The sequence below is a fragment of the Nonomuraea sp. NPDC052129 genome, assembly GCF_040680095.1.
Taxonomy (GTDB): Bacteria; Actinomycetota; Actinomycetes; order Streptosporangiales; family Streptosporangiaceae; genus Nonomuraea.
This window is the reverse complement of record NZ_JBFAVX010000035.1, coordinates 125,837-138,845: the sequence shown is the minus strand read 5'-3', so window position 1 is coordinate 138,845 and position 13,009 is coordinate 125,837. Positions and strand designations below refer to the sequence as shown.

The 13,009-nt window shown below is 69.3% G+C and carries 12 protein-coding genes and 1 pseudogene; 8 read left to right on the top strand and 5 right to left on the bottom strand.

The annotated features are described in order from the left end of the window. From AB0L53_RS47650 to AB0L53_RS47635, 4 genes and pseudogenes are all read left to right on the top strand, one after another. Positions 1 to 959 (top strand): annotated as a pseudogene (locus AB0L53_RS47650) (hypothetical protein); the annotation flags it as partial. After that, positions 956 to 1,378, top strand: a complete 423-nt coding sequence (locus AB0L53_RS47645) for a roadblock/LC7 domain-containing protein (protein ID WP_364009900.1) — start codon at positions 956 to 958, stop codon at positions 1,376 to 1,378. The pseudogene AB0L53_RS47650 and the gene AB0L53_RS47645, both read left to right, overlap by 4 nt. Positions 1,379 to 1,531: 153 nt before the next feature. Beyond that, positions 1,532 to 2,824, top strand: a complete 1,293-nt coding sequence (locus AB0L53_RS47640) for a PHB depolymerase family esterase (protein ID WP_364009897.1) — start codon at positions 1,532 to 1,534, stop codon at positions 2,822 to 2,824. A 105-nt stretch (positions 2,825 to 2,929) separates the two neighbouring features. Further along, the gene (locus AB0L53_RS47635) at positions 2,930 to 3,508 is read left to right on the top strand and encodes a TetR/AcrR family transcriptional regulator (RefSeq protein ID WP_364009894.1); all 579 of its coding nucleotides are present in this window, start codon (positions 2,930 to 2,932) and stop codon (positions 3,506 to 3,508) included. Between the two features lie 25 nt (positions 3,509 to 3,533). Here AB0L53_RS47635 and AB0L53_RS47630 read toward each other — a convergent pair whose 3' ends face one another. Together AB0L53_RS47630 and AB0L53_RS47625 are read right to left on the bottom strand one after the other, a co-directional pair. Further along, positions 3,534 to 4,484, bottom strand: a complete 951-nt coding sequence (locus tag AB0L53_RS47630) for a M56 family metallopeptidase (RefSeq protein WP_364009891.1) — start codon at positions 4,482 to 4,484, stop codon at positions 3,534 to 3,536. A gap of 1 nt (position 4,485) precedes the next feature. After that, positions 4,486 to 4,860 carry a BlaI/MecI/CopY family transcriptional regulator gene (locus AB0L53_RS47625; protein ID WP_364009890.1) on the bottom strand — a complete coding sequence of 125 codons (375 nt, stop codon included), beginning with the start codon at positions 4,858 to 4,860 and terminating at the stop codon, positions 4,486 to 4,488. Between the two features lie 154 nt (positions 4,861 to 5,014). On the opposite strand from AB0L53_RS47625, the gene AB0L53_RS47620 reads away from it, so the two are divergent. Next, a complete protein-coding gene (locus AB0L53_RS47620; RefSeq protein ID WP_364009887.1) occupies positions 5,015 to 6,373 on the top strand; it encodes a glycosyltransferase family 4 protein in 1,359 nt (452 codons plus the stop codon). Here AB0L53_RS47620 and AB0L53_RS47615 read toward each other — a convergent pair. Genes AB0L53_RS47615 through AB0L53_RS47605 form a run of 3 tightly spaced genes read right to left on the bottom strand, consistent with a single transcriptional unit; the run spans position 6,303 to position 8,495 of the window. Then, entirely contained in the window at positions 6,303 to 6,698 is a 396-nt protein-coding gene (locus AB0L53_RS47615; protein WP_358547228.1) for a tautomerase family protein, read from the bottom strand. The two genes, AB0L53_RS47620 and AB0L53_RS47615, sit on opposite strands and share 71 nt — an antisense overlap. A 25-nt stretch (positions 6,699 to 6,723) precedes the next feature. Further along, on the bottom strand, positions 6,724 to 7,281 hold the full coding sequence (locus AB0L53_RS47610) for a TetR/AcrR family transcriptional regulator (protein WP_364009884.1): 558 nt from the start codon (positions 7,279 to 7,281) through the stop codon (positions 6,724 to 6,726). 50 nt (positions 7,282 to 7,331) lie between these two features. After that, positions 7,332 to 8,495 carry an FAD-dependent monooxygenase gene (locus AB0L53_RS47605; RefSeq protein ID WP_364009881.1) on the bottom strand — a complete coding sequence of 388 codons (1,164 nt, stop codon included), beginning with the start codon at positions 8,493 to 8,495 and terminating at the stop codon, positions 7,332 to 7,334. Positions 8,496 to 8,721: 226 nt separating this feature from the next. Here AB0L53_RS47605 and AB0L53_RS47600 point away from each other — a divergent pair, with 226 nt between their 5' ends. The 3 genes from AB0L53_RS47600 (at position 8,722) to AB0L53_RS47590 (ending at position 12,992) form a co-directional block, all read left to right on the top strand. Then, entirely contained in the window at positions 8,722 to 9,219 is a 498-nt protein-coding gene (locus tag AB0L53_RS47600; protein WP_364009878.1) for a hypothetical protein, read from the top strand. Positions 9,220 to 9,293: 74 nt separating this feature from the next. After that, positions 9,294 to 10,655 carry an ATP-binding protein gene (locus AB0L53_RS47595; protein ID WP_364009875.1) on the top strand — a complete coding sequence of 454 codons (1,362 nt, stop codon included), beginning with the start codon at positions 9,294 to 9,296 and terminating at the stop codon, positions 10,653 to 10,655. Between the two features lie 48 nt (positions 10,656 to 10,703). Continuing rightward, complete coding sequence (locus tag AB0L53_RS47590; RefSeq protein ID WP_364009872.1) at positions 10,704 to 12,992, top strand: glycoside hydrolase family 95-like protein; 2,289 nt, start codon at positions 10,704 to 10,706, stop codon at positions 12,990 to 12,992. Positions 12,993 to 13,009: the final 17 nt, after the last annotated feature.

The following is a 13,009-nucleotide window of genomic DNA, read 5'->3' as shown; positions in this document are numbered from 1 at the left end:
TGGGCCTGTTCGTGGTCGCCCGACTGGCGCACCGCCACGGCGTCCGCGTACAGCTGCGCCCGCACGGCTCCGGCGGTCTGACCGCCATGGTGCTGATTCCGGAGGCGCTGCTGGGCATGCCTTCGCCCGCCTACGCCGGCATGCCCACCGGGGCCCGCGAGGAGGCCTACCCCACGCCGCCGCCGTTGCCGGTGGCCACGTACCAGATGGGCCCGGGACACCCGTCGTATCCCTCCAACCCGCCGGGCGCGGCAGGCGCCTGGCCCTCGCCCGATCCTCCGGGCGCGGCAGGCGCCTGGCCCTCTCCGCCCCCGCGGCCTGCCGAGACCGGTCGGTCGTCCGAGCAGCGCGCGGGCGTCGGCTCCTACGACACCGGCGACATCTGGACGCCGTCGAGAACGCCGGTCGGCTGGTCCGGCGACAACGGCATGCCGAAATGGCCCACTGGCGACCAGCCGCCGAGCAGGAGCTTCGGCGACCGCATGGACGGCGCGGAGCGGTCCAGATACGACTTCCCCGAGACCGAATCGGCCGCTACCGGCCCGATCCCGGCCGTGAAGCCGACCTCCGCGGGGGACGAGTACCTGCCGATCTACGCGTCGATCGAGTCGGCCTGGTTCGAGCACGGCGAAAGCGGCGCGAACTGGAGTTCCGCCAAGGCGGATGCCGGCTGGCACGCCGCGGCGGCCGTGGTCGAGCCGGTACGTGACGGCGCGACGGCCGCGGGGCTGCCCAAGCGGATGCCCAAGGCCAACCTCGTGCCGGGTTCCGCCGACACCGCCTCGGCGCCGAAGGACGTCACGCCGGCTCCCCCGCTCTCACCCGACCGGGCGCGCAACCGTCTGGCGAGTTTCCAGAAGGGCCTCCGGGCCGCGCGCGAGGACATCAGTCAGGGCAGGGCCCCTTCTACTGGCCCCGTGAATATGGAACGCCCAATGAACAGGGAACAGAGTGCATGAACGACCTGACTTACGTGGGGCATGGGCTCGACTGGCTGGTCACTGAATTCGTCAGCACCGTCCCAGGCGTCGCCCACGCGATTGTCGTCTCATCCGATGGGCTGCCCCTCGCGGTCTCGGCGGCCTTTCCCGCCGACCGGGCCGAGCAGCTGGCCACGATCGCCGCGGGGCTGGTGAGCCTGACGCTGGGAGCGGCCAGGATCTTCGAGGCCGGCACCGTCACCCAGTCCGTGGTGGAGATGCAGCAGGGGCTGCTGCTGACGATGTCGATCAGCGACGGCTCATGCCTGGCCGTACTCGTCGCGCCTGACTGCGACATGGCGCTCGTGGCGTACCACATGACGCTCATGGTGGAACGGGCCGGCCAGGTGCTGACCCCTGCTGTACGCGCGCACCTACGTACCAGCCTGGCCAGGTGATTTTCGAAACTTTCAACAATCAGGGCCTAGGTGTAGCAGATTCCCCAGGTCATCCGAATGCCGAATATGGCGGCCCACGTGGATCCTTGTCTATCAAAAAGTTTTTGAGAATACTCCGAATGTTTCGGGGTCACATCGAGAGAGGGGCAGCGGATGAGGATGACCACCAGAGTGCTCGGCGCCTTGATCGCCGCCGCGATGTTCGTCATCGCGTGGCTGACCATGGCGCCGCCGGCCTCGCCGGCCTCGCTCACCGAGGTGACCAACTTCGGCACCAACCCCAGCGGGCTGCGGATGCACCTGTACGTCCCGAACAACGTCGCGGCCCGGCCGCCGATCCTGGTGGCCGTGCACTACTGCACGGGCTCCGGCCCGGCCTTCTACTCCGGCACCGAGTTCGCCTCGCTGGCGGACAGGTACGGATTCATCGTCATCTACCCCTCCGCCACCAGGAGCGGGGCCTGCTTCGACGTCTCCTCGCCACAGGCGCTCAAGCACGACGGCGGCAGCGACCCGGTGGGGATCGTGTCCATGGTCAAGTACGTCGAGCAGCACAACAACGGCGACGCCTCCCGGGTCTACGTGACCGGCGCGTCCTCCGGCGGCATGATGACGAACGTGCTGCTGGGCGACTATCCCGACGTCTTCAAGGCCGGGGCGGCGTTCATGGGCGTGCCGTTCGGCTGCTTCGCCACCACCGACGGCTCCAGCTGGAACAGCGCCTGCGCCAACGGCACCATCATCAAGACCCCGCAGCAGTGGGGCGACCTCGTACGCGGCGCCTTCCCCGGCTACACCGGGGCGCGTCCGCGCATGCAAGTGTGGCACGGCACCGAGGACGCCACGCTCCGCTACCCGAACTTCCAGGAAGAGATCAAGCAGTGGACCGACGTCCACGGCCTCAGCCAGACGCCCACGTTCACCGACCACCCGCAGGCGTCCTGGACCCGGACCCGTTACGGCGGCACCGGCACCATGGTCGCCGTCGAGGGCGTCAGCATCCAAGGGATCGGGCACAGCCTTCCGCAGGGCGGCATGGCCGCCGGGGTCATCCAGTTCTTCGGCCTGGACGGCGGGTCCACCGGCCCTTCGCCGACTCCCACCCCGACTCCCACACCGACGCCCGGCGGACCCTGCGGCGTCACCTACACCATGAACAGCTGGAACACCGGATTCACCGCATCCGTCACCATCACCAACACCAGCTCGTCCCCGATCAACACCTGGGCCCTGACCTTCACCCTCCCCGGCGGGCAGGCGGTCACCTCCGCATGGAGCGCCACCGTCTCCCCCTCCAGCGGTCAGGTCACGGCCAGGAACGTCAGCTACAACGCCACCATCGCGCCCGGAGCCTCCACCAACTTCGGCTTCCAGGCCACCCACACCGGTAACACCGACAAACCCACCTCCTTCACCCTGGGCGGCACGACCTGCACCATCGCCTGACCACCCGCGCCCAGCGCCCGAGAGGTCGTGGCTCCGGGCGGCGGCCGGCCCGCCGCCCGGATTCAGAGCATCGACAGAAGTGCTAGCGATGCTAGAGTTGTCGGTATGTCAATTCAGGAGCGCAGGGAGCGCGAGCGGGCGGAGCGGGAACGGTTGATCATCACAGCGGCCCGGACGCTGGCCGAGGCCGAGGGCTGGGAGGCGGTGACGACGCGCCGCCTGGCCGAACAGGTCGAATACAGCCAGCCGGTGCTCTACAGCCACTTCAAGGGCAAGGACGCCATCATGGCGGCGGTCGCCGTGGAGGGCTGCGCCGACCTGGCCGTCGACCTGCGCGCCGCCCGTACCTCGGCAGACGACCCCCGGCAGGCCCTCGCGGCCGTCGGCGCCGCCTACGCGGACTTCGCCGAACGGCGGCCCGCACTGTACGACGTGATCTTCAGCCTGGCCGTCGACCTGCCCTTCGCCACCCCCGAGGCACCGGCTCCCCTGCAGGCGGCCTTCGGCGAGCTGAGCCAGGCGCTGGAATCGCAGGTCGGCGATGACGACCTCGGCCTGCTCACCGAAACCTTCTGGAGCGGCCTGCACGGGCTGGTGACGCTCATGCGCGGCGGCCGGCTCCCCCGCGAGTTCCACGACCGGCGGCTGGCCATCCTGGTCGACCGCTTCTCCTACCGCCCCTGACACAGCTTCCGGCAGGGCAAGTGCTTTAGGCCGGGCAGTGGGGCGCGCACAGCAGGAAGATGGGGGCCCCGCTGTGCACCAGCAGCGACTCGGCGTCCTGGTTGGCGTTCAGCGGCGCCCACAGGGTCAGGACGGCCAGGGCGGCGAGCACGGCCACGAGCACGGGCCGGCGCCGTGGCCGGGGGCTGAGCAGGGAGCGCACTCGCTCGGGGACATCCGAGGAGTGGTAGCCCATCGCCGGGGCCGCGGGGGAAGACGATGCGGCCAGTGTGGCGAGGGCGGCGCGGGCCAGCGCCCGGGCGGCGAGCGCGCGGTCGCCGACGGCGCTCGCGGCTTCTTCGTCGGCCCAGCGTTCAGTGGCGTAGCCGACGGCCCGGGGAAGGCGATACAGGAGGGGATTGACCGCGGCGGCCGCGTCGGCGAGCGCCCGGCACAGGTGGTGGCGGTGGGCCAGGTGGGCGTTCTCGTGGGCGAGCAGGACGTGTCGCTCGTCCGGGCTCAGGGCGTTCAGCATGCCGGTGGAGACCACCACCCGGCCGCCACGCCGGGCGGGCAGGGCGAACGCCTCGGGACGGACCTCGTCGATCACGACCAGGTCGCCCGATCCGCCGTCCAGCTCGTCGGCGACGCGGCGGACCTCGGCCATGGACCGGCGATGCCGGAAGATGGTACGGGTCAGCCGGAGCGCGGCGACACCTAGAGCGAGCGCCGCACCCAGGGCGACCGGGGTGGGCACGGGATCGGCGTCGTCCCAGGACTGCAGGGACCAACCGCCGAGCCACGCCACCAGCCGGATCTGGGCCAGCAGGGTCCAGGTGAGCAGCGCGAGCGCGTACGCGGTGCTGATCGCCGACACCAGCGCGGCGGCCACCAGGGCACGGCCGGCGGTGGACGGTGGCAGCCAGCGCGCCAGCGGCGCGGCGACCAGGCCGAGCAGCAGTGAGATGAGCAGCGGCAGGTAGACATCGACGCGCATGTCAGGTGCCGCCGCTCTCGCGCAGGAGCCGCTGCAGCAACGCCTCGTCCTGCTCGGACAGCTCCCCGACGAACTGGGCCAGCACCCGAGCCCGGTCCTGGCCCTCGCCGAGCAGGTCGCGCATCTGCGCCGCCCGCCGGGCGGCCTCGTCGCGCTGGTAGGAGTAGGCGTAGGCGCGGCCGGTGCGGACCCGGCTGACGGCGCCCTTGTCGTGCAGGCGGCTGAGCACCGTCATGACCGTGGTGTAGGCCAGCGGGGATGCCAGCCGCTGGGCCACCTCACCGGGGGTCAGCGAGCCAGGGGTGCCGGCCAGGATGGCCAGCACCTCACTCTCCAGGCCGCCCCGGTCCCGGCGTTGGCGCGATGGTGAGGTCATAAGCGCTCACTCTCTACTTACAGCTTGTGTAGCAGAGTAGCTGTAGTGCCTGGGCGATTCATCCCCTTCAACTACTACTAACTATGTAGTAGAAATGTAGGGGGGTTCTGACATGTCCTTCTCGTGACGATCATCCAGGTAGGGGGCGGCTGAGGTGTACGAGCGATCGCGAAATTGGCTGCTGGGGTCGGGGGCACGCTGGGTGCGATGGACGGCTCTGTGGCTGCTCCGGCTGGCGGACCTGCGGCGGGCCCGCACGGCACCCGCGCCCGATGCCGGCACGGTGCGCATCCTGTTGTTCCACGCGTACGGCATGGGCGGCACCATCCGCACGGTGCTCAATCTCGCCGGATACCTGGCGCGTGAGCACGACGTCGAGATCGTCAGCCTGATCCGTGAGCGGAACCAGCCGTTCTTCCCGCTCCCCTCCGGTGTGCGGATCTCGGTTCTCGATGACCGTACGCGCGACAAAGGCAGGCTGCGCAGATGGCTGTCGCGACTGCCCAGCGTGCTGGTGCCCCCGACCGAGCCCTCCTACCGGCGCTGCTCGCTGCTGACCGATCTGGTGCTGCTGCGCCACCTGCGCTCGCTGCGCGGCGGGGTGCTGATCACCACGAGGCCGAGCCTCAACCTGTTCGCCGCCGGTTTCGCGCCGCCCGGGGTCGTCACCATCGGCCAGGAACACCGCAACCTGGCCGCGCACAAGCCCGAGCTGCGCAAGGTCATCAAGCGCCGATACGGCAAGCTGGACGCGCTGGTCACGCTGACCCGTGCCGACCTGGAGCGCTACACCAGGGCGGTACCCCAGCTCCATCTCACCTGCATCCCCAACGCCCTGCCACCCCTAGGCGGTGGCGACGCCTCGCTGGACGGCACAACCGCCGTCGCGGTGGGGCGGCTGGATCGGGTCAAGGGCTTCGACCTGCTCCTGGCGGCCTGGCGGCTGGTCGGCGAACGGCACCCGGAGTGGACGCTGCGCGTCTACGGGTCGGGGCCGTGGCGGGAGCGGCTGAAGACCCAGATCGAGGAGTCGGGGCTGGACGGACGCGCCTTCCTCATGGGGCGTACCGATCAGGTTGGAGAGGAGCTGGCGGAGGCGGGGATGTTCCTGCTCAGCTCACGCTCCGAGGGGATGCCGATGGCGTTGATCGAGGCGATGAGCAAGGGCCTGCCCGCCGTCGCCTTCGACTGCCCCACCGGTCCGGCCGAGGTCATCACCGACGGCCTCGACGGCCGCCTGGTCGAGCCGGGCGACGTCAGCGCCTTCGCCGAGACGATCTGCGAGCTCATCGAGAACGAGGACCTGCGCCGCAAGTTCGGCGCCGCCGCGAAGCGCACCACCAGGACCTATGACCTGCGGGAGATCGGCGCCCGCTGGGACAGCCTGCTGGCCGAGATCACGGGGCCTCGGCGGCCGTCCCTGCCCAGGACGGCCGTGGAGATCACGGAGCGGCCCGCGCATACTGGGCCACGCCGTCGCCGAACGACCAGTCGAGCGGCTCGTTCTCGGTGACGGTGACGAACACGTTCCGCGGCTCGGTGCCCGCGTAGTCCTGGGCGAGCTCGGCGATCCTGCGGTAGAGAGCCTGCTTCTGATCCGCGGTGCGCCCGGAGCGCATCGTGATGGCCACGAACACGAGGTCGTCGTCCCGGTGGATGCCGAGATAGCCGTCGTCGTAGCTGACCATCCGCCGCGTTCCGTCGTGGCCGGTGATCACCTGAAACCTGTCGTCCGGCGGGATGCCGATGGCGTCGACCAGGGCATCGTGCACGGCCCGGCCCAGGGCCGCCAGCCGCTTCTCGTCTGCACGAACCGCATCAATGCGAACAAATGGCATTACTTCTTCCTTTCAACGATCCGGTTCAGTGGGCAGCGAGCAGGCCGAGCGCACCGTCCACGGCCTGCGCGTAGACGTCCGCGTCGCCGGCCGCGCGGGCCAGCACATACGCGCCCTGCAGCACCGCGACGAGCGCGGTGGCGGTGGCCGCCGGATCGAGTGCGGTGGCCAGCTCATCGGCCGCCCGCGCTTCGGTGAGGACCCCGGCGAGCCGGTCGCGCAGCCAGGCGAAGGTCTCCTCGATCGGCCGGCGCAACGTGGGATCGGCCATGACGTCCGAGTCCTGGGTGAGCCGGCCCACCGGGCAGCCCCGGAGAGCCTCGCGCTCCCGGCGCAGGTAGGTGGCGATCCGCTGGACCGGTGTGCCCGAGCCGCCGAGCTCCGCCTCCGCGCGATCACGCAGCTCCTCGGCGCTACGGGTGATCGCGGCCAGCGCCAGGTCGGACTTCCCGCGGAAGTGGTGGTACATGCTGCCCTGGCCGGCCCCGGATCGCCGCTGGATCGCCTTCGGCGAGGTGCCCACGTAGCCGCACTCCCACAGCAGCTCCCGGGTGCTCTCGATCAGTCGTTCCCTCGTGTCCACGGCATTGACCGTACATACTAGTAGGTACAGAATGCAAGCCCAGAGCGCGGTCAGTGCTTGGGATCGCGCGCCAGCCCGAGCTTCCCGGCCACTTGGTCCAGCCGGTAGTACAGCCTCGGCGGGATGCGCGGGAGCAGCACCGAATGCCGCTGGCCGAGCAGCGCGAACAGCTGCCAAGGCGGCAGGTTGATGTAGCGCGGCAGGCTCTCGTACCACCGCGCGCTGTAGCGGGCCGCCCGCTGGGTGGCCCGGATTACGGCCCGGCGTTCCCGCTCGTAGCGGGCGAGGGCGGGCTTGAGCGCCGTCTCCTCGTGCAGCGCGTTGACCAGGAAGGCGGCGTCCCCCAACGCGAGGGCGGTGCCCGCGCCGATGGAGTAGTGCGTGGTGTGCGCGGCGTCCCCGAGCAGGACGAGGTTGCTGTGGTACCACTTCCGGTTGGTCAGGGTGCGGAAGTTCAGCCAGTGCGCCCGGCCGTCGGGGTGCGCCCGGCCGATCAGGGGGTGCCCGTCCAGGATGTCGGCGAAGAGCTTCTCCAGGAAGGCCAGGCCGTCGGCCTCGTTCGCCTGGTCGAGCCCGAGTCCCCGCCAGGTCTCGGGGGCGCACTCGATGACGCAGGTGCTGTGGTCCTTGCCGAATCCGTAGCCGTAGTACCAGATCCAGCCGTGCTCGGTCTCCACGAAGGCGAAGGTGAACGATTCGAAGATCTTGGTGGTGCCAAGCCAGATGTAGACGTTCCGCCCGACCGCCACCTGGGTGCCGAAATGGTCGGAGTGGCGCTCGCGCAGCACGCTGTTGACCCCGTCGCCGGCGACGACGAGGTCGGCGTCGGCCAGTTCCTCCTCCTCGGCGATCTCGCGCTCGTACTCGATGCGCACACCGAGGGAGTGGGCCCGTTCGGTGAAGATGTCGAGCAACCGGTGCCGGCCGATGCCGAAACCCTCGTCCCCGTGGTCCACCGTCACCGTGGCGCGGTTGTGGACGTGCATGACCCAGCCGTCCCAGCGGACCGAACTCTCGCTGATGGCACGCGCGGACTCGGGGTCGACGCCGTGGAGGCTGTTGAGCAGTTCGTAGATATATGTCACACCCCAGCCATAGGTCGACCCGGCCGGGTTTCGCTCATAGACGGTGATGTCGTGGGACGGGTCCACCCGCTTCATCAGGATCGAGAAGTACAGGCTGGCGGGCCCTCCGCCGACGCAGGCGACCTTCACACTAACTCTCCATAACTACGCAACGTCATCAAGTCATCTCATAGCGTAGCAATGAGGTATGTATTCCTGCGGCCTCCTCCTGCTGAACCACCAGTCACAAAATGCCCAATAATCGGCACACCTCCCACCTCCTCAGGGTGGCCAAGTGCGTTCCCGTGCAGGTGGGACAATGGGGGTATTCATTCCGTGCTCCCCCCTTGGCGACAATTTCAGGAAGGGGGCGGCCATGGCGACCATCGCTCATCACCCGGCGGCAGAAGCGGCGCCCGGCGCCCTGCGGCTCGGCGCGGCGCTCATGGCACTGGCCGGCCTGACATTCATGGGTTACGCGGTGATCTTCTTCATCCGCAACTTCACCGGCGGGTTCCTGGAGCTCGGCATCGGTCCGCACGAGGTCGATGTCAGCCGGGCGCAGGTCCAGTCATTCAGTCCCGACCTGTTCAGGTACATCGCGCACCTGCACATCGCGCTGTCGGGATTCCTCGCCTCGACCGGGCTGGCCACCGCGGCACTCGCCTGGTTCGGGGTCAGGCACGGGCTCTGGTGGGCGTACGTGACGTCGATCGTGGTCCCAGTGCTGGGCCTGGTCGTCGCCCTGCCCGCGCACTACCCGTACCATTTCGCCACTCTCGGCCACCTCGGGCTCATCTACCTGGCCACCGCGATATTCGCCGTAGGCGCACTGGTGGCGCTGAAACCGATGCTGCACGCGCGGCACACCTGATCGGGTCAGGCGAACCAGGAGCGGCTGTCTCCGGACCCGCTCCTGGCGCGTGATCGTCAGGCGGACGGAGAGACATGGTGACCTTGCGGCACGAGTTGTCCGTACGGACGCGGATGACACTGCTGGCCGGTGCCGTCATGGCGGCGTTGTGCGTGGTCTTCTGCGTGTTCATCCTGGTGGGTGCCCATGACCGCGCCATGGACGACCGGACCGACGTGATCCTCCAGTCCGAGCTGCACGTGGCCCGGCACATCTCGCGCAACCAGCTGCCTTCCCTGCTTCCCGACCATGGAATCGCCGCCCTCCAGGTGGTGGACGCCGGTGGCAAGCTCGTGGCGGCGAACATGCGAATGATCGGCCAACCGCGCATGGCCTCCTTCGCCCCACCGGATGACAACCTGATCAAGGACCGGATCGTCTGCACCGTGCCGGGCTTCGCGGGCAGGTGCATGATCGTCGTGGCCATACGGGTCGCCGGGGCCGGAGGCGACTGGATCGTCTACGGCGCCGATCTCGTCGTCCCCTGGTATATCGATCGCTCGGTTGTCATCGCCCTGCTCGCCGGGTCCGCGCTGCTGATCAGCGCCACGGCGATCGGCGCCTACCGTACCGTCAGCAAGACCCTCGACCCCGTCGAAGACATCGTCGCCGAGCTGGCCGAGATCACCTCGACCGACCTCGGCCGCCGGGTGCCCGTGCCCGACCACCAGGACGAGATCCGGAAGCTGGCCGAGACCGCGAACCTGACCCTGGAGCGGCTGGAGGCGGCGGTCGAGCAGCAGCGGCGCTTCGCCTCCGACGCCTCGCACGACCTGCGCAGTCCCATCACCGCGATCCGCACCCAGCTGGAAGCGGCCATGCTGCACCCGGACGAGGCGGACTGGACCGCCATGGCGCAAGCCCTGCTGGCCAGCCTCGACCGACTGGAGGCGATCGTCGTCGACCTGCTGGTGCTGGCCCGGCTCGACGCCGGCGCCCAGTGCGACGGCGACCGCGTGGACCTGCGCGAGCTGGTCATGTCCGAGCTCGAACGCCGGGCCCCCAAAGCACGCGTCGTGACCGACCTCGGGCCCGAGGCGGTCGTCGACGGCGACCGGCTCCAGCTCGGCCGCCTGCTCACCAACCTCCTGGACAACGCCGCGCGGCACGCCGACTCCACCGTGGCGATCTCGGTCCGCCGCAAGGGTGCCGACGCGGTACTCGAGGTGAATGACGACGGCCCCGGCATCTCCCCTGACCAGCGGGAATTCGTCTTCCAGCGCTTCACGCGGCTGGATGCCGCCCGAAGCAAGGACATGGGAGGTACGGGACTCGGCCTGGCGATCGCCAGGGAGATCGCCCAGCGCCACGGCGGGTCGCTGACCATCGAGGATTCGGAGAAGGGCGCGCGATTCGTGCTGAAAATCCCTGTCGCTCCTGCCGACCCAGCACGTTGAGAGGGCTTGACAGAGCCAGTCATCGGGATAGATCTTCTCATTCATCAGATGAATTGCCTCATCAGTCCCCCCAGTGGAGGCACTATGTCGGAAAATGCCGCCTCACGACGAACATTCCTCGGAGGTATCGCCTTAGGCGGAGCCGCTGCCGTGGTCGCCACCTCTCCCATCGCGTGGGCGCAGGCCGTACCGGAGAAGACGGACGAGTACGGGGACGTCCTACGTGACGCCGCCATGATCTGGAAGCGGCTCCCCAGCGGCTGGCAGAACGGGCCGTTCCTGGGCAACGGGTTTCTCGGCGTGCACGTCTACAACAAGGGCGGTGAGGGGAACGTCCTGCGGTTCATGCTCAGCCACTCCCTCGTACAGGACCAGCGAGGGCAGTGGGAGGCGGCGATCGGCTACTCGCGGCTGCCCATCGGCTATCTGACGCTGACCTTCGCCGGGACCGTCACCGCGGTGGACTGGCGGCTGGACCTCGAACGCGCCGAGCTCACCGGGATCGTGACGACCACCCAGGGCGGCATCCGGTTCAGCGCGCTCGTGCTCAACCAGCGCGGTGTGCTGCTGGTGTCCATGACGCCGACCCCGGGAGAGGAGGCGGCGGCGTGGGGCTTCACGCCCCTGCCCTCCCATACGACCAGGACGATCCGGCTCCCGCCCGAATACACCGGCAATCCCGAACCGGTGGTCGCCGAGGGGCACGTCGAGCAGCCCATGCACGCCGGAGGCGGCTACACGACGGCTTGGCGCGAGGTCCGGCACGGCACCGGCCGGGTGTTCGCCGCCACGATCGCCTACGGATACCCGGACTCGACCGGGGTCGAGGAGGCCGTACGGACCGTGCGCCGGGTGCTCGACGGGAACCCGGAGGCGCAGGTCGTGGCCCACCGGCTCTGGTGGCAGCGGTTCTACCGGCGCAGTCTGCTGTCGATCCCGGACAAGCGGCTGCAGCGGTTCTACTGGATCCAGCTCTACAAGATGGCCTCGGCCACCAGGGACGGCGCGCCCGTGGTGACCGAGTGGGGGCCGTGGTTCCCCGAGGCGGGCAACAGCTGGACCAACATCTGGTGGAACCTGAACGTCCAGGTCAGCTATCCGATGATCAACGGCTCGAACCATCCGGAGCTGGACGCGGTAACCACAACGTTCCGGAAATATCGCGAAAATCTGGAGCTTAACGTGAATCCGGGTTATCGCGATGGGAAGTCCTACGCGCTGTGCCATCCGGGCGACCGCATGCTCAGGCCCGGCCCGCGATACGTCGGCGTGCCCGGCGTGAGTCCCAATGACCACACCGGCAACCTCACCTGGGGCATGCACAACGTCTGGCTCGCCTACCGCCACTCCATGGACGACGGCGTGCTGCGCGACGTGCTCCACCCGATCCTCACCGGCGCGATCACCTACTACGAACGCTTCCTCGTCGAGGGCGCCGACGGCCGGCTGCACCTGCCCGAGACCCGCTCGCCCGAGTACGCCAACGCCTCCGACGCCACCTACGACCTCTCGCTCATCCGCTGGGGCTGCCGCACCCTCCTCGACAGCGCCGAGCGGCTACGCCTCGACGACCCGCGCAAGTCCCGCTGGCAGGAGATCCTCGCGCGACTGGTGCCGTACCACCAGAACGAGGACGGGGTGATGATCGGGGCGGACGTGCCGCTGGCGGAGTCTCACCGGCACTACTCGCACCTGCTCTGGATGTATCCGCTGCAGGAGTCGCTCGACCGGCGCAGCTTCGAGCACTGGACGAGCATGCGCGAGCGGTGGCACGGCTACAGCTTCGCGGCGGCCTCCTCGATGGAGACGCTGTTCGGCAACCCAGAGGAGGCGCTCGCCCAGCTGCGCTTCTTCATCGACGGCAACGTCGTGGACAACTGCGCGATCACTCCCAACACCATGTACAGGGAGGGCGCCAACTTCGCCATCGAGAGCCCGCTGGCCGCCGCGCAGTCGGTGCTCGACATGCTGATCCAGAGCCACGGCGGGGTGGTCAAGGTGTTCCCCGCGGTCTCCGCCACCTGGGCCGATGTGTCGGTCGAGCGGCTGCGTACGCAGGGCGCGTTCCTGGTGGACGCCTCGCGGAGTCAGGGGCGTACGGACTGGATCAGGGTCCACAGCGAGGCGGGCGAGCCGCTGCGGCTCAAGCACGGCATCGAGGGTCCGGTCGAGGTCCGCGACGAGCACGGCAGACCGCTCCCTCACCGGGGCACGGACACGCTCGAGATCCCGCTGCGCAGGGGCAGGACGGCCGTCATCAGCCGACCAGGTCAGCACCCTTCTCAGCCGCGCAACGTCCCGGGCGATGACAGCGCGCCGGCGTGGGGGCTGCCCTAGCGGCTGCCGGATTGAAG

Bases quoted from the DNA above. Each gene is read 5' to 3' on its own strand.
- AB0L53_RS47600 (WP_364009878.1), top strand. From the start codon at position 8,722: ATGGCGACCATCGCTCATCACCCGGCGGCAGAAGCGGCGCCCGGCGCC.
- AB0L53_RS47630 (WP_364009891.1), bottom strand. From the start codon at position 4,484: ATGCGCGTCGATGTCTACCTGCCGCTGCTCATCTCACTGCTGCTCGGC.
- AB0L53_RS47595 (WP_364009875.1), top strand. From the start codon at position 9,294: ATGGTGACCTTGCGGCACGAGTTGTCCGTACGGACGCGGATGACACTG.
- AB0L53_RS47625 (WP_364009890.1), bottom strand. From the start codon at position 4,860: ATGACCTCACCATCGCGCCAACGCCGGGACCGGGGCGGCCTGGAGAGT.
- AB0L53_RS47590 (WP_364009872.1), top strand. From the start codon at position 10,704: ATGAATTGCCTCATCAGTCCCCCCAGTGGAGGCACTATGTCGGAAAAT.
- AB0L53_RS47640 (WP_364009897.1), top strand. From the start codon at position 1,532: ATGAGGATGACCACCAGAGTGCTCGGCGCCTTGATCGCCGCCGCGATG.
- AB0L53_RS47645 (WP_364009900.1), top strand. From the start codon at position 956: ATGAACGACCTGACTTACGTGGGGCATGGGCTCGACTGGCTGGTCACT.
- AB0L53_RS47635 (WP_364009894.1), top strand. From the start codon at position 2,930: ATGTCAATTCAGGAGCGCAGGGAGCGCGAGCGGGCGGAGCGGGAACGG.
- AB0L53_RS47615 (WP_358547228.1), bottom strand. From the start codon at position 6,698: ATGCCATTTGTTCGCATTGATGCGGTTCGTGCAGACGAGAAGCGGCTG.